At 64.9% G+C, this 17927-nt stretch carries 18 protein-coding genes; 10 read left to right on the top strand and 8 right to left on the bottom strand.

The window, feature by feature from the left end:
- Positions 1 to 254 precede the first annotated feature (254 nt).
- Positions 255 to 1298, bottom strand: coding sequence for a hypothetical protein (locus tag H7A19_17845; GenBank protein MCP5476696.1), 1044 nt, complete (start codon positions 1296 to 1298; stop codon positions 255 to 257).
- A 257-nt stretch (positions 1299 to 1555) separates the two neighbouring features.
- On the opposite strand from H7A19_17845, the gene thiD reads away from it, so the two are divergent.
- A complete protein-coding gene (thiD, locus tag H7A19_17840; protein MCP5476695.1) occupies positions 1556 to 2374 on the top strand; it encodes a bifunctional hydroxymethylpyrimidine kinase/phosphomethylpyrimidine kinase in 819 nt (272 codons plus the stop codon).
- 11 nt (positions 2375 to 2385) lie between these two features.
- On the opposite strand, the gene H7A19_17835 is transcribed toward thiD, so the two are convergent.
- The gene (locus H7A19_17835; protein MCP5476694.1) at positions 2386 to 3399 is read right to left on the bottom strand and encodes an isocitrate dehydrogenase; all 1014 of its coding nucleotides are present in this window, start codon (positions 3397 to 3399) and stop codon (positions 2386 to 2388) included.
- A 139-nt stretch (positions 3400 to 3538) separates the two neighbouring features.
- Between H7A19_17835 and H7A19_17830 the strand changes: the two genes are divergently transcribed.
- Positions 3539 to 4645, top strand: coding sequence for a hypothetical protein (locus H7A19_17830; protein MCP5476693.1), 1107 nt, complete (start codon positions 3539 to 3541; stop codon positions 4643 to 4645).
- 63 nt (positions 4646 to 4708) lie between these two features.
- Here the strand turns inward: H7A19_17830 and H7A19_17825 are convergent, their stop codons facing one another.
- From H7A19_17825 to H7A19_17800, 6 genes are all read right to left on the bottom strand, one after another.
- The gene (locus H7A19_17825) at positions 4709 to 5083 is read right to left on the bottom strand and encodes a carboxymuconolactone decarboxylase family protein (GenBank protein MCP5476692.1); all 375 of its coding nucleotides are present in this window, start codon (positions 5081 to 5083) and stop codon (positions 4709 to 4711) included.
- A complete protein-coding gene (grxC, locus tag H7A19_17820) occupies positions 5080 to 5346 on the bottom strand; it encodes a glutaredoxin 3 (GenBank protein ID MCP5476691.1) in 267 nt (88 codons plus the stop codon). Before grxC ends, H7A19_17825 begins: the two co-directional genes overlap by 4 nt.
- Positions 5347 to 5420: 74 nt before the next feature.
- Positions 5421 to 5741, bottom strand: a complete 321-nt coding sequence (locus H7A19_17815) for a TusE/DsrC/DsvC family sulfur relay protein (GenBank protein ID MCP5476690.1) — start codon at positions 5739 to 5741, stop codon at positions 5421 to 5423.
- Complete coding sequence (locus H7A19_17810) at positions 5742 to 6029, bottom strand: hypothetical protein (GenBank protein MCP5476689.1); 288 nt, start codon at positions 6027 to 6029, stop codon at positions 5742 to 5744.
- Complete coding sequence (locus H7A19_17805) at positions 6030 to 6368, bottom strand: hypothetical protein (GenBank protein ID MCP5476688.1); 339 nt, start codon at positions 6366 to 6368, stop codon at positions 6030 to 6032.
- Positions 6365 to 6721 (bottom strand): DsrE family protein, encoded by a 357-nt coding sequence (locus H7A19_17800; GenBank protein MCP5476687.1) that lies wholly within the window; start codon positions 6719 to 6721, stop codon positions 6365 to 6367. Before H7A19_17800 ends, H7A19_17805 begins: the two co-directional genes overlap by 4 nt.
- Positions 6722 to 6833: 112 nt before the next feature.
- On the opposite strand from H7A19_17800, the gene H7A19_17795 reads away from it, so the two are divergent.
- The 8 genes from H7A19_17795 to H7A19_17760 all read left to right on the top strand — a co-directional run bounded on the left by H7A19_17795 (position 6834) and on the right by H7A19_17760 (position 17654).
- Entirely contained in the window at positions 6834 to 8231 is a 1398-nt protein-coding gene (locus H7A19_17795; protein ID MCP5476686.1) for a M48 family metallopeptidase, read from the top strand.
- A gap of 519 nt (positions 8232 to 8750) precedes the next feature.
- Positions 8751 to 9440, top strand: a complete 690-nt coding sequence (gene phoB, locus H7A19_17790; GenBank protein MCP5476685.1) for a phosphate regulon transcriptional regulator PhoB — start codon at positions 8751 to 8753, stop codon at positions 9438 to 9440.
- Positions 9441 to 9642: 202 nt separating this feature from the next.
- On the top strand, positions 9643 to 10962 hold the full coding sequence (gene phoR, locus H7A19_17785; GenBank protein MCP5476684.1) for a phosphate regulon sensor histidine kinase PhoR: 1320 nt from the start codon (positions 9643 to 9645) through the stop codon (positions 10960 to 10962).
- 43 nt (positions 10963 to 11005) lie between these two features.
- Positions 11006 to 13066: a polyphosphate kinase 1 gene (gene ppk1, locus H7A19_17780; GenBank protein ID MCP5476683.1), complete on the top strand. Its 2061-nt coding sequence runs from the start codon at positions 11006 to 11008 to the stop codon at positions 13064 to 13066.
- Positions 13063 to 14625: an exopolyphosphatase gene (ppx, locus tag H7A19_17775; protein ID MCP5476682.1), complete on the top strand. Its 1563-nt coding sequence runs from the start codon at positions 13063 to 13065 to the stop codon at positions 14623 to 14625. Before ppk1 ends, ppx begins: the two co-directional genes overlap by 4 nt.
- 619 nt (positions 14626 to 15244) lie before the next feature.
- The gene (locus tag H7A19_17770) at positions 15245 to 15724 is read left to right on the top strand and encodes a hypothetical protein (protein ID MCP5476681.1); all 480 of its coding nucleotides are present in this window, start codon (positions 15245 to 15247) and stop codon (positions 15722 to 15724) included.
- 179 nt (positions 15725 to 15903) lie between these two features.
- Complete coding sequence (locus H7A19_17765; protein MCP5476680.1) at positions 15904 to 17103, top strand: glycosyltransferase family 1 protein; 1200 nt, start codon at positions 15904 to 15906, stop codon at positions 17101 to 17103.
- Positions 17100 to 17654 (top strand): phosphatase PAP2 family protein, encoded by a 555-nt coding sequence (locus H7A19_17760; GenBank protein MCP5476679.1) that lies wholly within the window; start codon positions 17100 to 17102, stop codon positions 17652 to 17654. The genes H7A19_17765 and H7A19_17760 overlap by 4 nt, the downstream gene beginning before the upstream one ends.
- The last annotated feature ends 273 nt before the right edge of the window (positions 17655 to 17927 follow it).

Genomic DNA, 17927 nt, shown 5'->3' with positions numbered 1-17927 from the left:
TTGCTCGGCAGGATCTGCAGCTCTTCCTTCAAGGCGAAAAGCACAAGCTCAGCCGGAGCAGCGCAGCGAGCTCCGCTCTACCAGAGTGCCGGTGTACGAGGCTGCTGTAGTGCCGAGCTTGCTCGGCAGGATCTGCAGCTCTTCCCTCAAGGCGAAAAGCACAAGCTCAGCCACAGCAGCGGAGCGAGCTCCGCTCTACCAGAGTGCCGGTGTACGAGGCTGTTGTAGTGCCGAGCTTGCTCGGCAGGGCCGACCTAGAACCTGAGGTTCCACATCGCTTCGAACTCGAAATGGGTCGAGTCGGTGGGGTCCACGTTGCGGGCGAAGGGCGAGCCCAGGACATATTCGGCGCCGGCATAGCTGGCGGTCAATCGCACTTCGCCCAAACTGCCCAGGGTCCGCCCCAGACCCAGTGACCAGTTGGAATCGCTCTGGATACCCGAGATCGCCTGCTGCAACAGCGGCGCGGTGGGGTTGGGCTGCAGGCTGGTGCTGTAGCGCAGAGCCCACTGCCAGCGCTGGTCTCCGCCTTGAAGGGCAGCGGAATAGACGGTCAGGTCTTCCCAGGCAAAACTGGGGCTGGAGCTGTCGCCCAGCAGCGACAGGAAACGGTTCGGCAGCGCGTAGCTGGAGAAGCCATTGATGTCACTGTAGAACACATGCTCGGCACCGAGCACCAGTTGCGCACCGGGTGCCAGTTGCGCCGACACACCGAAAGCTGCGGATGCAGGTATGTCCAGATCGCCGGGTTCGGAATAGACCCCGCGGTAGGACTTGTAGGTGTTCATGTCCACGCGTGAGCGCAGGCCCACGCTCCAGCTGACGCGTTCGGCCACGGGCGCACCGATGGCAAAGGCCAGACCGGTGCCGCGCGATTCCTCGGCACTCACTGCCGAACCCGGCAACTGACTGTCGGGCGAGTCGACCAGGGGCGACAAGGTGCCGCTGGCGAAGCGTTGATCGGCAAAGACCGCGTCCACGCCCACCGAAAAGCCTGTATTCGACTGCACGAACAGCCCGGAGGTCAGCACGCGACGATCCAGAGAACCATCGCTGATGGCAGACACGGTCGGGTCTCTGCTGGCTTGCAGACGCGAGTCTGGGCGGTCAGTGAGGCGCATGGCCCGAGCGAACAAGGTCCAGTCCTGCCCCGATGCCAGCGGCACCACCAGAAGATCGCTGATGACCCGACTCAGCGGGTTGAGTGTCGGCGCTTCGGTCAGCGCTTCGAGATCCACCCATGAGAAATTGGGTGCCAGCCGCTGCGCGGCGGCGACCCGCAACGGACCCCGGAGCACGGTCTTGGTCGACGTGCCGGAATCCCCCAAATAACCGTCGGACGGCTGCTGGGCGAAGAGAAAAGAAGGGACGGCGAGGAGTAAACTCGCCGTCCCAATCAAATTTATCAAGTGTGCTCTCGCCTGCATGCCCCTGAAGCCCGCTAGAAGAGAAGGAGTGTTGCTTCTAGCCGACGCCAGAATCGCAAAAAAACAACAGCGCGTCAAGTACGCAACACATTCAATTTTCCGTTGCTTTTTTACCACAGGACCCGCTCATGACCCTGCCCAGCAAACCGCGCGCCCATGCCTTGACCATTGCCGGATCGGACTCGGGCGGCGGCGCCGGCATCCAGGCAGATTTGCGCGCCTTTGCCAGTCAGGGCGTCTATGGGCTCAGCGCCATCACAGCCGTGACAGCCCAGAATTCGCGCGAGGTGAGTGCCGTGCAGTTGCTGTCCAGCCGACTGGTACGCGCCCAGATCGAGGCGGTGGCTTCCGATTTCCCGGTAGCTGCAGTCAAGACCGGCATGCTCGGCAGCCGTGTCATCGTCCGCCTGGTCGCCAGCCTGGCACGTGGTGCCTTGGCAGATCGCCCGTGGGTCATTGATCCGGTGATGATCGCCACGACCGGGGCGAGCTTGCTGCAGGCAGCGGCAGAGCGAAGCGTGCGCGAGGAGCTGCTGACACTGGCCACCGTATTGACGCCGAACGTGCCTGAAGCCGAGGTGTTGCTGGGTCGTTCGCTGAGCCGCCAGAGTCAACTGGAAAGGGCGGCCGCCGATCTGCGCGAGCTCGGCGCGCACGCGGTGCTGCTCAAGGGCGGGCATGTGCCGGGACGCGAAGTCATTGATGTCTACGCCGATCCCGCCGGCATCACCCTGTACCGGGCCCCGCGCCAGCGCCTCAACGGCCATGGCACCGGCTGCTGCCTGGCCTCGCTGATTGCGGCCAGACTGGCACTGGGCGAAGCGCCGGCGGGCGCGGTTGCCAACGCCCTCACTGCCTTCCGGGCAGCGCTGGACAAGGGCGCCCTGGTGGGCAGCGCGCCTGTCTGGGTGCCCTACCCCGTGGGACCGCGAGCGCTGGCCTGCTGAGGGCAATTCGATCAGGCACCCTTGATCCGGGCCACCAAGGCCGCCGTGAACTCCTCGGTACCGGCACTGCCGCCCAGGTCGCGGGTGAGCCGATCCCTGGCCGTGAGGGTAGCGGTGATGGCGGCGCGCAGCCTTGCGGCAGCATCCGCCAGCCCAAGGTGATCCAGCATCAGGGCCGCCGCCAGCAGCAGCGCAATTGGATTGGCTACACCCTTGCCGGCGATGTCTGGCGCAGAACCGTGAACCGCCTCGAAGATCGCAGCATCGGTACCGATGTTGGCGCCGGGCGCCAGGCCCAGGCCACCCACCAGCCCAGCGCACAGATCCGAGAGAATGTCGCCAAACAGATTGGTGGTGACGATGACATCGAACTGATGCGGATCCATCACCAGCTGCATGCAGGCGTTGTCGACGATCATGTCGTTGACTTCAATGCCCGGATAGTCCTTGGCGATCGCCTTTGCCGTGCGCAGGAACAAGCCCGAGGTGGTCTTCAGGATGTTGGCCTTGTGGACGATGGTGATGCGCCTGCGACCGGTACGCACGGCCAGATCGAAGGCGTAGCGGGCAATGCGCTCGGAACCGCGCCGGGTCACCTGGATCATCGACTGCGCCATCTCGCCGTCGGCCGAGAGGGTCTGCCCCTCGCTGCGGTAGGCACCTTCGGTGTTTTCACGCACCGTCAGCAGATCAATGTCGCTGTAGCGCGAGCGGGTGTTGGGAAAGGACAGCGCCGGCCGGACGTTGGCGTACAGATCGAATCTTCGACGCAATTCCACGTTGAGTGAGGAAAAGCCCTCTCCGACGGGCGTGGTCAGCGGCCCCTTCAAGGCCACGCGCGTGCGCGTGATCGAATCCAGCGTACTTGCCGGCAGCAGACTGCCATGTTCTTCCATGGCCGCAAGGCCAGCACTGGCGAATTCGAAGCTGAGGCCGCACTCGAGCGCTTCGAGGACATGCAAGGTCGCGTCGGTAATTTCGGGGCCGATGCCGTCGCCACGGATGACCGTGATGGTTTTGTTCATTAGAATTGCCAAGCAATGTGACGTTGTGACTATCCGAAGGACTCGGGGTCGGCGTAAACTAGACCCCCGCGCCCGGTGCGGCAACTCGCCGATGGTCGTGGATTGTCATGTGGTTCAGCAGAAATGGATGAGGTGGGCGATGCGCACGATGATGGCGACGATGGGATTGATCCTGTGTCTGCCGCTGCAGGCAATGGCGCAGATGGGCCTCCACCAGATCGAGACCATACCCGCCACTCCGATGGCCGGCAGCGCCTTCCAGATCCGGGTGACGGGCTCCTGGCCCAACACCTGCGCGCCGGAAGTGATGCCGGTAGTGGTGGACGGCGTCAATATTGATGTATCTGTGCGCCAGCGCGACGCCATTTGCGGCGCTGCAATCACACCTTATTCTGTCGTGGTCGACCCCGCTGCCGTGGCGCCGGCCGGCTTTCCGGCACCCCGTATCTACCGCGTGCGTTTCTCGATCAAGGATGCGATCAACCAGCCCAAGTTGCTGGCCTTCCGCACCGTCGATATGACCGCGCCCAGCGCCCATGATGTCCAGCCCGAAGCCGGCTTCTGGACCCCGGATGTGCAAGGCGAGTTTCAGACCAGTGGCAGCGGCATCGGCTTCATGGTCGAACGCCAGGGCACGACGCTGGCCATGACCACCAATGCCTACACTCTGAATGGGCAAACCGCCTGGTATCTCAGCGCTGGCGCCATTGCCCGCTCCAGCTTTCGAGGCGATCTGCTGCGTTCGATGGGCGGACAGCCGCTCTGGGGCACCTATCGCGGGGCGCAATCGGTCGAACCTGCGGGCAATGTCGATATCGAATTCAGCACCAATTCGACGGCTGTGGTCTGGTACGCACGCCCCAGCGGTGATGGCATCTTCGACGAACTGGAGTTGATGCCGATCTCGATCCATCGGATGAACTTCGCGCTGGCGGCCGACGGTCGCGCTCTGGCCGGGGTCTGGGCTTTCAGTGGCTATGATCAAAAGAGCCCGGTTTCGCCGAAGACCATCCGCTTCACCTATCGCGAAGATCGCATCCTGGCCTCCGAGGCCATCCTCGTCTCGGAAGAAGGCTATGAGCTGCGCTGCGTCATTGACCCGGAACAGGCCGAAGTGGCGCCGTCGGTTTGTCGACTGCTGTTCGGTGGCTCCGATGTGGCCCGCTTCGACAACAACGGCCTGACCCGCCTGTCGGGTCACAGCGCCAACGGCGACGACATCACGCTGGTGCGCTTGAGCGACTGACGCCGGTACAGCCGGACGCGCGCCACGCCTCGGCGCGCGCCCGAGCACCGATCGGCAGCACCATCAATCCCCAGCCGGGGCACTCCCTGAATCTTCCGCAGCGAGTTCGTCCAGAAAGTCGACCGCCCGTCGCAGATGCGGAATGACGATCGAGCCACCGACCACCAGACCCACACTCATCGCCTCGAAGATCTCCTCGAAGCTGAGCCCTGCCTGCCGACATTGCGCCAGGTGGTAACTGACGCAATCGTCACAACGCAGCACCAGTGAGGCCACCAACCCCAGCAACTCCTTGGTGCGCACGTCCAGATGCCCGCCTTCGCCGTAGCACTGGCGATCCAGAGCAAAGAAGCGCCGCGCGACCTGATTGTCGATACCGAGGATGCGCTCGTTCATGCGCTGCCGATAGGACACGAATTCCTTCAGACGCCCGCTCATGCAGCGCTCCCGGCCAGCATGGGATCGAGCTTGCCGGCGCGGTCCAGCGCCACCAGATCGTCATGCCCACCGACATGCTCGCCGTTGATGAAGATCTGCGGCACGGTCCGGCGCTGACTGCGGGTCAACATTTCCTCACGCCGCTGCGGCGACAGGTCCACGCGGATTTCCTCGATCTGGGTCGCACCCTTGCGTGACAACAAGCCCTTGGCGGCAACGCAATAGGGGCAGATCGCCGTGGTGTACATCTCGATTTTCGCCATGGGCGGTTTTCTCCGGCTGGATGAGGGAAAGGCGATGGGCGCCATGGCCACGTTGGCGCCAGCATCGCGAGGGTCTACAAACAATGCTCAGGTTTGGGCAAACCCGCCACTTTGCAAGCCTGCTTGGCCGGGCCGTCCGGGAACAACTGATACAGGCGACGACTGCTGGCACGGGCTTCGCCCAGCAAGGGGGCAATGGCCTTGACCAGCACCCGCATCGGCGGACTGAGCCCGAAGCGGGCGTGATAGTCGCGCAGGAACTCCACCACCGCCCAGTGGTCGGCACTCAGCACCAGTCCTTCGGCCGCCGCGGCAATTTCCGCGAACCGGGTGGTCCAGGCCGTGGAATCGAGCAGATAACCCTGCTCGTCGCACTCGAAATCGCTCGCGTCCAATCAGTTCCACTCCAGCAATATTTCATGCGAGGCGATCAGCCGCCACCAATGCCGATCATCGATCACTTCGATGGCAGGCGGCACTGCCAGGCCCGCAAGCAACGCAATCTGCGGGATCACGCAGCGCAGCTCAAGCGCCAGACTGCGTTTCCATGCCGCGATCGCCCCCAGATCGGCCGTAGCGGCGTCAAGCAGGACCAGCACATCACCCTCGCCGAGGGCCAGTTCCAGCTGGGCCCAGTGCTCGCGGGCGGTCGGCCCCACCGACACATGATGCAGTGCGCTCATTCACCACACCTGCAGGGCGGCCTGGCGCAGCCATTGACGCCAGGCGGGCGGGTCGATCCAGCGCAGCGGCAGCACCGGCTGACGCCCGGCCAGCGCATCCGGACAGGGTCCGCGAGCGATGATCGGCGCCAGATCCAGCAGGGCCAGACTGGAAAAAGCCCGGGCGATGTCGCTGCTCTCGGCCGGGTCCGGCAGCAACCACCGCAATGCTGGCCCCGCTATGCCGATCTCCACGGACACTTCCAGTGCCGCCGCTGCCTGCAACAAGTCGAAACTGCTGCGCCAGTTGCCATCCGGTTGATCGGAGCCGAGCAGCAGAATGCGCAAGGGCGCTGTCATGCGCGTGGGTCTCCGAAGCGCAGCACCCGATCGGCACGCTCGACGGCGCCCAACCAGTCCGCCAGGCCACCCAGGCGAAACGGCGCCAATAGGGGCTGCCCCTCAGCGCCCGCCCTCGTCAGGGCAGTACGACAAACGACGCAGTCCAGGCCGGTGCTCGCGCCCAGCTCGGCCAGCTGTCGGATCAGCGGACTGCTCGGGTGCGGGTTCAGAGCCGCATAAGCGCCTTTGTGGTACAAAAACAGGGTGTCGAGGGTAGCCCCGGACTCAGCGGCGATCTCCAGCATGCGCGCGGCCAGCCGCAGCGCCTGCGAGTTCGCCGGATCACCCAGCACCATGACGGACAAACGCATGATCAGCCATCGATTCAACGCCGGATCTCAAACTATACGCGCCAGAGGCAGGCTGAGCTGCGTGGCCCTGCTGTGGCTGGCGGGCGCCGTACCAGCGTGGAGTCAAAGCAGCATGGATCTGCCGGACCTGGGAGATTCCTCTGGCCGCGTGCTCAGCGCCGAGAGCGAGCGCGAGTACTCCGAAGGCTTGCTGCGACAGTTGCGCAACTACGGGCTGAGCATCGACGACGCCGAACTGGTCGAGTACTACGAAACCCTGGCCAACCGCCTGGTGCAGGCCAGCGGCCGCACCGAGACCCGATTCCATTTCGAGTTGATCGACGTGCCGGTGGTCAACGCCTTTGCCTCGCCCGGTGGTCTGGTGGTGACCTTTTCGGAGCTGATGCTGCAGGCCGACAACGAAAGCGAGCTGGCCGGCGTGCTCAGTCACGAGATTGCCCACGTCACCCAGCGCCACATCGCGCGGGCCATGGAGAGCTCGATCGAAGACGTGTTGCCGATCCTGATCGGCGCCGTGGCTTTGGCTGTGGCCACCCGCGGACAGGGCGACGGCGGCCAGGCAGCGATGGCCGGCGGCATAGCGCTGATGCAGCAGCGGCAGATCAATTTCACCCGCGACAACGAGCACGAGGCCGATCGAGTGGGCATCCAGACCCTGGCCAAGGCCGGCTTTGATCCCAGCGGCATGGCCGATTTCTTCGCCAAGATCGGCTTGCTCAACCGCACCCAGGGCGAGAAGCCGCCGGAATACCTGCAATCCCATCCGGTCACCACCACGCGCATCGCCGAGGCCAAGGCCCGGGCCGACAAGCTCAGGGTGGGCACCCAGCAGACCAGCCTGGACTTCGCGCTGATGCGCGAGCGGCTGCGCGTGCTGACTTCGCGCGAGTTGCCAACGCTGGTGCGTTTCTACAAGGACAGCAAGCGCGCCCGCGATGTCGACAAGCGCGCTCAGAGTTACGGTTTGGCACTCGCCCAATCGCGTCTGGGCGCCCATGCAGAGGCGCGCGAGGCGCTGACTTTGCTCGCTGACGGCGACCCACATCGATTGAGTTACCAACTGGCACTGGCCGAGGTCGATCGCGCCGAACGCCAGTTCGATGCCGCCGATGAGCGCTACCAGCGATTGCTGGCGGAACGCCCCGGTCATCGAGTGATCTCCATCGCCTACGCCCGCAGCCAGATCGAACGCGATACACCAGACGCCGGCAAGCGCGCCGTGGATGTGCTGCGGCCACTGATGCGCAACTATGGCGACGACCCCTCGCTGCAGGAGCTTTATGCCCGTGCCAACCAGCTGGCAGGCGATCCGGTGCGCGCCGCCGAAGCCTACGCCCAGGCCTTCTTCCTGCGCGGCAAGTACGAAGACGCCATGCACCAGCTGGAGCAGACCGCGGCCCGCAATGATCTGGACTACTACGACCGTGCCCGCATCGACGCCCAGATTGCGCAGTGGCAGCCAGTGGTCCTGCGCGAGCGCAAACGCGCCGAGGATTCGGATCGAGGGTAGTGATGTTGTCGGTTGTCGGTTGCTGGTTGTCGGTGGTGTACGCCGAGGCACGGCGTAGCGCGGCTTCGGCCCTTTTGGGTCCAGACTTGTCTGGACGCCTCTCGCCGTTAGCCTAGCCGGTTTCCAGACCAGGCTGAACCCGCAAGAGCGTCATTGCGAGCCACCTGTGTCGGTCCGACACTGCCCACGGGCCATGAACCACAAGCTGCCTGTAGGAGCGACCTCGCGTCGCGACCGGCCAGCCGCACGTCCGAAGCAGCGGTCGCGCCGCAAGGGCGCTCCTACAGAACGCGGTTCATGGCCCGTGAGCAGTGTCAGGCCGCATCGGGTAGCTCGCCATGACGCACCCACAACGTCCACGCACCATCCACTGACCGCCCGGCGAACCCGGCAAACGGCCGTCCGCAGACCCCGAATCACGCGACCACGGCAGTTTTCTTGTGACAACGTCACACTCTGGTCATATTTTCGCCTTTGAATCGGCATACCAAGAGTCGGCAATCGTCGCTGGAGAAGTTTGTGGAGCAAAGGGTTCTGGTAGTCGAGGACGAGACCGCCATTCGAGACATGATCGCCTTCGCGCTGAAGCGGGCCAGTCTGGTGCCGATGCTGGCCGAAGACGCGCGCACCGCCCAGCACCTCATCGCTGACCGTCTGCCGGATCTGGTGTTGCTGGACTGGATGCTGCCCGGCACCAGCGGCCTCGAATTCGCCCGGCGTTTGCGCCGGGAGGAGCTGACCCGGGAAATCCCGATCATCATGCTCACCGCACGCGGCGAAGAGGACGATCGGGTCATGGGCCTGGACGCCGGCATCGACGACTACATCGTCAAGCCCTTCTCCACCCGTGAACTGGTGGCACGCATCCGCGCCGTGCTGCGCCGCACTCAGCCGCATGGTGATGGCCAGACCATCAGCCTCGGCGGGTTGACTCTGGATACACTCAGCCACCGGGTCTTCGCCAATGACCGTCCGGTGCAGCTCGGCCCGACCGAATATCGCTTGCTGGCCTTCTTCATGACCCACCCCGAGCGGGTCTACACGCGCAGTCAGCTGCTGGACAATGTCTGGGGTAGCGGCGTCTATGTCGAGGAGCGCACCGTCGACGTGCACATCCGACGCCTGCGCAAGAGTCTGGAGCCCTGTGCCCTTGAGGAGTACATCCAGACCGTGCGCGGCGCCGGCTATCGCTTTTCAACGACCGTCTGATTCGTCGGCTGCGCCGGCAGCCGAGCTTGATCAGGACGAAGTGCTTCCGGGCGAGATAGAGTGCTGAACCTGGCCGAGCAAAAGCTTCGCGTGCAATCTTGCAGTTGCTTGCGGATGATTGTCTGGCGCGGGCCACGACCGGCCGGAGTTGAACCGGGCGCATGAGGGCACCGCCCATCGACACCCTCAGGACTTTGCACCGATGACGCATTTCCGAGCCGCCGAACGCAGCATCGCACTCCTGCTGGTGCTGGCCGGGCTGGGTGTGCTCGTCGGATGGCTGCTGGGACAGGCCGGATTCGGCATGGCGGGCGGCCTGTTGCTGTGGTCTGCCCTGCAGCTGCGGCAGCTGTTGCGTCTGCAGCGCTGGCTGGCCTCCCGGCGCATGCACGCACCTGAATCCGAAGGTGCCTGGCAACCGATCTTCGACAGTCTGGAGCGCCGCCGCAAGGCTGATCGCCGCCGCCGCCGCCGATTGCTGGAGGCACTGGAAGCCTTCCGGGATGCAGCCCGGGCACTGCCCGACGGCATCATCGCCATTGACGACACCGACACCATCCACTGGTTCAACAAGTCCGCCAAGCGCTTGCTGGGGCTGCGTTATCCCACTGATGTCGGCAACCATCTGACCCATCTGGTGCGTTCGCCGCGTTTCATGCAATGGCTGGGCGAGGGTCGTCTGGACGATCCGCTGATCGATCTGCCCTCGCCGGGAGACGAGCGTGTGCGCCTGCTGTGCCGTCTGATCGCCTATCGCCCCGGATTTCGCATGCTGATCGTTCGTGATGTCAGCAATCTGATGCGGCTGGAACAGATCCGGCGCGATTTTGTCGCCAATGTCTCGCACGAGCTGCGCACGCCGCTCACCGTCATCAACGGCTACATGGAGGCACTGGAACCCGAAGAACTGGGAGAACTCGGCGGCTTGTTCGTGCAGATGCGCCAGCAGAGCCGGCGCATGGCCCATATCGTCGAGGACTTGCTGACACTGTCGCGACTGGAAGCGCAGAGCATGCCGGTAGCGGGTCAGGTCGCCATGCGACCACTGCTCGGCACCATTCTGCGCGACGCCCAAGCCCTCAGCGCCGGCCGTCACCGGATCGAACTGTGCGTCAGCACCGAGCTGGATTTGCTGGGATCGGGCAAGGATCTGCACAGTGCCTTCTCCAATCTGGTGGTCAATGCGGTGCGCTACACACCAGACGGTGGCGAGATCCGGCTGGTCTGGGAGATGCGTGACCAGGACGCCTGTTTCAGCGTCAGCGATACCGGCCCCGGCATTCCCGCGCAGCACCTGCCCCGGCTGACCGAGCGTTTCTACCGGGTGTCCAATTCGCGCTCACGCGACAGTGGCGGCACCGGCCTGGGATTGGCCATCGTCAAGCACGTACTCAACTCGCACGGTGCCAGACTCGAGATCGAATCGCGGGTCGGCGAGGGCAGTTGCTTCCGTTGCGTATTTCCGACCCAATGTCTGCATGATCGCAGCGCCGCAGGCCACAGTGAGTCGGCCCATGCCTGATGCATCTGCTAGCTTTGTCCTTCTCGAATTCAGTCTCTGACCCGTGACCAGCCGCGACCCCAAGCTCTTCCTCAACCGCGAACTGAGCCTGCTAGCCTTTCATCGGCGGGTGCTGGAGCAGGCTCAGGACACGCGCCTGCCCTTGCTGGAGCGCCTGCGCTTCCTGTGCATCTCCTGCACCAATCTGGACGAGTTCTTCGAAGTGCGGGTGGCGACCATCCGCCACCAGCTGAACTTCTTCGGCAGCCAACCCTGGCCGGACGGGCGCACGCCCACCGAGATCCTCGGCGAGATCCGCGAACAGGTACAGACCCTGATGCGCGGCCAGTACCACACCTGGAATGCCGAGCTGAAGCCGGCGCTGACGGCAGTCGGCGTGCGCTTTCTGCCGCGCGAGGAATGGAATGCCAGGCAGCGGCGCTGGCTGCATCATTTCTTCAATGACGAACTGATGCCGGTGCTGAGTCCGCTCGGGCTGGATCCGGCGCATCCCTTCCCGCGCATCCTCAACAAGAGCCTGAACGTGGCGGTGGCCCTCAAGGGCAAGGATGCTTTTGGTCGGGAGGCCGATCTGGCCCTGGTACGCGCGCCGCGGTCACTGCCGCGACTGGTGCGGCTGCCCAAGGAGGTCTCCAGCTGCGAGTACGAAGTGGTGCTGCTGTCGGCCATCCTCCAGGACTTTGTCGATGATCTGTTCCCGGGGCTCAAGGTCAAGGGTGTGTATCCCTTCCGCGTGACCCGCAACAGCGAACTCTGGGTGGACGAGTTCGATGTCGACAACCTGGCCCACGCGCTGCGCGACGAGTTGGTCGATCGCGGCTTTGCCCGCGCCGTGCGCCTGGAAATCACCGACACCTGCCCACGCGCGCTCGGCCATTTCCTGCTGCAGCACTTCGAGCTCGGCGAGGAAGACATGTACCGGGTCAACGGCCCGGTCAATCTGAACCGGGTCGGCGCCGCCTACGATATGGTCGACCGACCCGATCTCAAGTTCCGGCCCTTCCAGCCGCGGGTGCAGACCAGCAAGTCCGGCGGCAATGTCTTCGACATGATCCGCGAGGGCGATGTGCTGCTGCATCACCCCTACGACAGCTTCTCGACCGTGGTTGATCTGCTCAAGCAGGCTGCCAGCGATCCCGACGTGCTGGCGATCAAGCAGACCCTGTATCGCACCGGGCGGCGCTCGGTGCTGGTCGATTATCTGATCGAGGCCGCCCGCGCCGGCAAGGACGTCACCGTGGTGGTCGAACTGCGCGCCCGCTTCGACGAAGAAGCCAACATCGATCTGGCCGACCGTCTGCAGGAAGCTGGCGTGCAGGTGGTCTACGGCGTGGTCGGCTACAAGACCCACGCCAAGATGCTGCTGATCGTCCGCCGCGAGGCCGGCAAGCCCAGGCGCTACGTGCATCTGGGCACCGGCAACTACCATCAGGCCACCGCCGGCATCTATACCGACATCGGCCTGCTGACCTGCGACAAGGACATGTGCGAGGACGTGCACAAGCTGTTCCAGCAGCTCTCGGGCCTCAGTCAGGCGATCAAGCTGAAACGGCTGCTGCACTCGCCGTTTACCCTGCACCCGGAAATGCTCGCCAAGATCGACCGCGAGGCCAGGCACGCCAAGGCCGGCCGGCCGGCCAAGATACTGGCGCGCATGAATGCGCTGAGCGAACCGCAGGTCATCGAGGCGCTGTATCGGGCCTCTCAGGCTGGTGTCGAGATCGTGCTGTTCGTGCGCGGCATCTGCGTGCTGCGCCCGGGCGTGCCCGGCATCAGCGAGAACATCCGCGTGCGCTCCATCGTCGGCCGCTTCCTTGAGCACAGCCGCATCTACTATTTCCACAACAACGGCGATGAAGAGCTGTACGCTTCCAGCGCCGACTGGATGGAGCGCAATCTGTTGAACCGTGTCGAGACCTGCTTCCCCATCCTCGATCCCAAGCTGCGCCAGCGGGTGTTCAACGAGACGCTGGAGAACTACATGGCCGACAACACCCAGGCCTGGAAGCTGGAATCAGACGGCAGCTACACCCGCATCGAGCCCGGCGAGGAAATGCCGCACTCGGCCCAGGCGGCGCTGCTGGCCAGGATCTGCGGCGGATGATCGACGGTCGCGTACCCACCGATGATGGCGAACCGCTGGCCGCGGTCGATCTCGGCTCCAACAGCTTCCACATGATCGTGGCCCGCTTCACAGATGGCGAATTGCAGGTGGTCGATCGGCTGCGCGATTCGGTCCGCATGGCGGCGGGTCTCACCGCCGATGGCCAGTTGACCGCCGAAATGCGCGAACGCACGCTGGCCTGCCTGTCGCGTTTCGGCCAGCGCCTGCGCGGCATCAAGCGCAACCGCATCCGCGCCGTGGCCACCAACACCGTGCGCCAGTTGCGCAATCCGCGCGCCTTTCTGATGACCGCCGAAACCGCACTCGGCGCGCCGATCGAAGTGGTCTCGGGCCGTGAGGAAGCGCGCCTGATCTACATGGGTGTGGCCCATGGTCTGAACGATCCGCGCCAGAAGCAGCTGGTCATCGATGTCGGCGGCGGCAGCACCGAATTGATCATCGGACGCGGCTTTGAAACCCTGGAAACCGAAAGTCTGCAGATGGGCTGCGTGGCGACCACCCGGCGCTTCTTTGCCGACGGCAGGCTCAACCGCAAACGCTGGAACGAGGCCCGCCTGCGCCTGCCGATCGAATTCGCGCCGATCCTGAGCGCCTACAAGGCGCGCGGCTGGCAGCGGGTCATCGGCAGCTCCGGCACGGTCAAGTCGATCAGTGCCATCCTCCACGGCTTTGGCGGCCGTGAGCGCGAGGTCACCCGCGAGGGATTGCTGGACTTGATCGAGCGCCTGATCGAGGTCGGACAGATCAGCCGCGCCCGCCTACCCGGGTTGAGCGAAGACCGGCGCCCGGTATTCCTGGGCGGCCTGGCGGCCCTGTGGGCCTGCTTCGAGGCCCTGGACCTGCAGGTACTGCGGGTCAGCGATTACGCCATGCGCGAAGGCCTGCTGTACGACTCACTCGGACGCTTCCACCAGCAGGATCCGCGCGAACTCAGCATCCGCGCGCTGGCCAAGCGCTACTCGGTGGACCAGGCCCACGCCCTGCGCGTGCAGACCACCGCACTCAAGCTCTTCGATCAGGTGGCCGAGAGCTGGGCACTGGAAGACGAACAGCGCGAAACCCTGCTCTATGCCACGCTGGTGCACGAAATCGGCCTGGCCATCTCGCACACCCAGCACCACAAGCACGGCGCCTACATCATCGAGAATTCCGATCTTCCGGGCTTCTCGCGCCAGGAGCAGGAAGCGGTTGCCGCCCTGGTGCGCGGGCACCGCCGCAGCATCCCCGAACAGACCTTCTCCGACATCGCCCCGCGCGACGTCGAAGCCCTCAAACGCACGCTGGCTCTGGCCCGCCTGGCCGCCGTGCTGCACCGCTCGCGCTCCCAGGAAACCCTGCCCGATCTGCATCTGGAAGTCGCCGGCCGCGAGCTGCGAGTGTCCTTTCCCAAGGGCTGGCTCAGCCAACACCCGCTGACCTGGGCCGATCTGCGCCAGGAAAAGGACTTCATCGAATCCATCGGCGTGCGCCTGCGGCTGCGGGTGGACCGGGAACCTGGAGAAGCGGGCGCACCAGATCTGCTGGATCGGAGTCTTTGATGCGCGCTCACCGAACGCCGTGTCATGAAATCGCGTCTAGCATTGCGGCCGCGCGGATACTGCCCTCATCACCCCAGGCTCTTGCTCTTGCTAATGCACCTTGCTTCCTGGCCGCAAGTGGTTGGTGCAGGTCGACACCCACTCCCGCAGACACACCAATACATTGCCCATGCGAACCAGACTTATCGCCTCAGGGCTCGCGCTCGTGGTCCTCGCCGGCATCGGCTGGGGGCTGACAAGAAGCACGCAGCAAGGTGGTTCCAAGCTCTCGCTGGAGCCCACACTTGGCGCGAGGGAGTCTCCGATACCGGACCAATCGACATCGGCGCTTGCCGAATCGAGTGGCGTTCTCAGTAGCAGCGCCAACCCAATGGGGCCGCATGCCAGCAGACCTCCTGTAGCTAGCATTGCGCGCGCCCCATCGGCCGCCGCGGCAATTGACGAGCTCAGGACAATGCCGCCTTCCAAGGATGTTGCCGATGCATTGGCGGCCGTCGTAGTGGCCTGCGCTCAAAGCCAACGTTGGGCTTCCAAGCGGGATGGGGGCGAACCAGCGCCGGAAACACGGGCTCGGCAACACCAGGAGCAGGTTCGCCAGTTCCTGGACTGGTGCGGAAATGTGGCTGAGATCAGGCTGGCGCACAAAGAAGCGGTGGAACGATCGCGCTCAGGCACGCCTGGCGGCGAATCCGACCAGGAACGGGCCGCGGCCTTGTTCGAAGGCGACGGTTTGCTGGCGCCAGCCCGAGAAACCGAGGCAATCGCACTGCTGTTTGAAACCTCGTCGATCGCGGTAGCCGATGGCCTCGCCACCGGTCTCTACAGTCTGGCGGTGCCGCCGGTGAAGCACCCCATCCCAGAGCTGAATGAGATGCAGGTAGTTTATCTGGCATCCGCCATGATCTATTGCCGCCGAGCCGAACTGTGCGCCCCTGGTCACCCACAAACCATGCTGGATTGCTTTCACGCAAGGCTATGCGCACCGGGCCAGAGCCTGATCGACTATCGGTATGCAGTGGCCAATCGGTTCGAGCGAGAAATGGCCGAGCGATTGGTCGCTGACTGGGCACAACGTCGGCCCAGGCCAGGTGGCGGATGAAGCATGGCGCCATTTGCGTATTCGCCATGGCGACGCTGCTGCGCTGGTGCTTGTAAAGAAAGCGCAAAGGCCAACGCACAAGAGTTTCATCGTTGACGGGCAGAGTGCGTTGCATGACGCGCACTCTGCCTACGCTGCTGCACACCCGCGATGCCGGCGGCGCCCTGGCGCACTCGGGGATGCCACAGGGCGTGGTCGCGGCCGCCGCGACTTCCTCGGTCCGCGGGGAAGCTGAAGCCAGAACGACGCTGCGCGTGGCCGTCATCAGCGAGACCTACACGCCCGAGGTCAATGGTGTGGCGCTGACCGTGGCCGGCCTCGTGCGCGGCCTCCGCGAGCTGGGGCACCGGGTACTGCTGGTGCGCCCGCGCCAGCGTGATGAACGCTCGGGGCGAGTCTCTATCGACGAGCTGATCGTGCCCGGCGGCCCGCTGCCGCGCTACCGCGAACTGCGCTACGGCTGGCCGGTATATTGGCGATTGCGGCGGCTGTTTGCGGCCGAGCGCATCGAGGCCCTGTACGTGTCCACCGAAGGTCCGCTGGGCTGGGCCGCGGTGCTGGCCGCCCGCCAGCTCGGTATCCCCGTCGCCAGCGGCTTTCACACCCGCTTCGACGATTTCGTTGCGCATTACGGCCTGGCCTGGTTGCAGAGCACCGCTTTCGCCTATCTGCGTGCCTTCCACAACCGCGCCACCACCACGCTGGTGCCCACCGAGCAGTTGCGCCAGGAATTGCTCGGCGGTGGCTTTCGCGATGTGCGCATTCTCGCTCGCGGTGTCGATGGCCAGGCCTTTGATCCGGCACGGCGCTCTCTGGCGCTGCGCCAGACCTGGGGATTGGCCGAGCAGGAACTGGCGGTGCTGTTCGTCGGCCGCATCGCGCCCGAGAAGAACCTGGAACTGGTGGTGCGCAGCTTCGAGGGCATCCGTGCCCGGGGCATTCCGGCGCGGATGATCTGGGTTGGCGATGGCCCGGCCCGCGCCGAATTGGCGGCAGCCCATCCAGACCACGTCTGGTGCGGCATGCGCGGTGGCGAGGAACTGGGCGCTCACTATGCCAGCGCCGACCTGTTCCTGTTCCCGAGCATCACCGAGACCTTCGGCAACGTTACCCTGGAGGCGCTGGCCAGCGGCCTTCCCACCATCGCCTTCGACTACGCCGCCGCGCGCCAGCATCTGCGCGACGGCATGGATGGGCGCATCGTGGCTTTCAATGACGCCGCCGCCTTTGTCGATGCCGCGGTGGCGGTGGCCGCCGATCCCGAACTGCGAGTGCACATGGCGCGAAACGCTCGAGCGACCGCCGAGGCGCTGGCGCCAGGCGCGGTGAGCGCACGCTTTGCCGATGTATTGGTGGAACTGACGAGGACTCCGCGATGAGCAATGCCTTGCTGACCAGCGCCACCGGCCGCCTGCTGGCACAGGATCTGGACTGGTGCCTGCGCCTCAATCGCCTGACCCGTCGCGGCTGGGTGCAACGCTACTTCGCCCGGGTCAGTCGCCTCGGGGATGGCGTGTTCTGGTACCTGATCATCGCCCTGATGCCGCTGCTGGACCCGGAAAACGGGATGCTCGCGGCCGCCCACATGCTGATCGTCGGCGGCATCGCGCTGCTGCTCTATCGCTGGCTCAAGCGCTGGAGCAAGCGCCCTCGTCCTCTGCACCGGCACACGGCGATCCTCAGCAGTGTGGCGCCTCTGGACGAGTTCAGCTTCCCCTCCGGCCATACCCTGCACGCGGTCAGCTTCACCTACGTGGCGCTGTTGTATCTGCCGGTGCTGGGAATCGTGCTGCTGCCCTTCGCGCTGAGTGTGGCGCTGTCCCGCGTGGTCCTGGGCCTGCATTATCCCAGCGATGTACTGGCCGCCACGGTCATCGGCGTGGCGCTGGGGCGCGGCAGCCAGATGCTGATTGCGGTGCTGGCCGGGTAACAGCGCGCCGGTGTCTGGCGCTTCATTGGAAGCCACTTGACCCGGCATTGCTCAGCAGCCCTGAACCGCAAGTTCGCCTGTAGGAGCGACCTCGCGTCGCGACCAGCCCGCCGCAGATCCGCAGCAGCGGTCGCGCCGCAAGGACGCTCCAGGTGGACAACTCCCGCCTGCGGCGACTTGACGTAGCCCGAAGTGCGCGCAGCGCTCGCCGGGCCGTGATGCGAAGAGCCCCGGTGAGCCGCTGCGCGGCACACCGGGCTGCACGAATCCTGA

The organism is Rhodanobacteraceae bacterium (assembly GCA_024234055.1).
In the GTDB taxonomy this organism is placed as follows: domain Bacteria; phylum Pseudomonadota; class Gammaproteobacteria; order Xanthomonadales; family SZUA-5; genus JADKFD01.
This window is presented reverse-complemented; position numbering and strand designations above follow the sequence as displayed.

Excerpts from the sequence above, each read along its gene's own strand:
- H7A19_17835 (MCP5476694.1), bottom strand. The coding sequence starts at position 3,399 with ATGAACAAAACCATCACGGTCATCCGTGGCGACGGCATCGGCCCCGAA.
- grxC (MCP5476691.1), bottom strand. The coding sequence starts at position 5,346 with ATGGCGAAAATCGAGATGTACACCACGGCGATCTGCCCCTATTGCGTT.
- H7A19_17830 (MCP5476693.1), top strand. The coding sequence starts at position 3,539 with ATGCGCACGATGATGGCGACGATGGGATTGATCCTGTGTCTGCCGCTG.
- thiD (MCP5476695.1), top strand. The coding sequence starts at position 1,556 with ATGACCCTGCCCAGCAAACCGCGCGCCCATGCCTTGACCATTGCCGGA.
- H7A19_17795 (MCP5476686.1), top strand. The coding sequence starts at position 6,834 with ATGGATCTGCCGGACCTGGGAGATTCCTCTGGCCGCGTGCTCAGCGCC.
- H7A19_17765 (MCP5476680.1), top strand. The coding sequence starts at position 15,904 with ATGCCACAGGGCGTGGTCGCGGCCGCCGCGACTTCCTCGGTCCGCGGG.
- H7A19_17825 (MCP5476692.1), bottom strand. The coding sequence starts at position 5,083 with ATGAGCGGGCGTCTGAAGGAATTCGTGTCCTATCGGCAGCGCATGAAC.
- ppx (MCP5476682.1), top strand. The coding sequence starts at position 13,063 with ATGATCGACGGTCGCGTACCCACCGATGATGGCGAACCGCTGGCCGCG.
- H7A19_17805 (MCP5476688.1), bottom strand. The coding sequence starts at position 6,368 with ATGACAGCGCCCTTGCGCATTCTGCTGCTCGGCTCCGATCAACCGGAT.
- H7A19_17760 (MCP5476679.1), top strand. The coding sequence starts at position 17,100 with ATGAGCAATGCCTTGCTGACCAGCGCCACCGGCCGCCTGCTGGCACAG.
- phoR (MCP5476684.1), top strand. The coding sequence starts at position 9,643 with ATGACGCATTTCCGAGCCGCCGAACGCAGCATCGCACTCCTGCTGGTG.
- H7A19_17810 (MCP5476689.1), bottom strand. The coding sequence starts at position 6,029 with ATGAGCGCACTGCATCATGTGTCGGTGGGGCCGACCGCCCGCGAGCAC.
- H7A19_17800 (MCP5476687.1), bottom strand. The coding sequence starts at position 6,721 with ATGCGTTTGTCCGTCATGGTGCTGGGTGATCCGGCGAACTCGCAGGCG.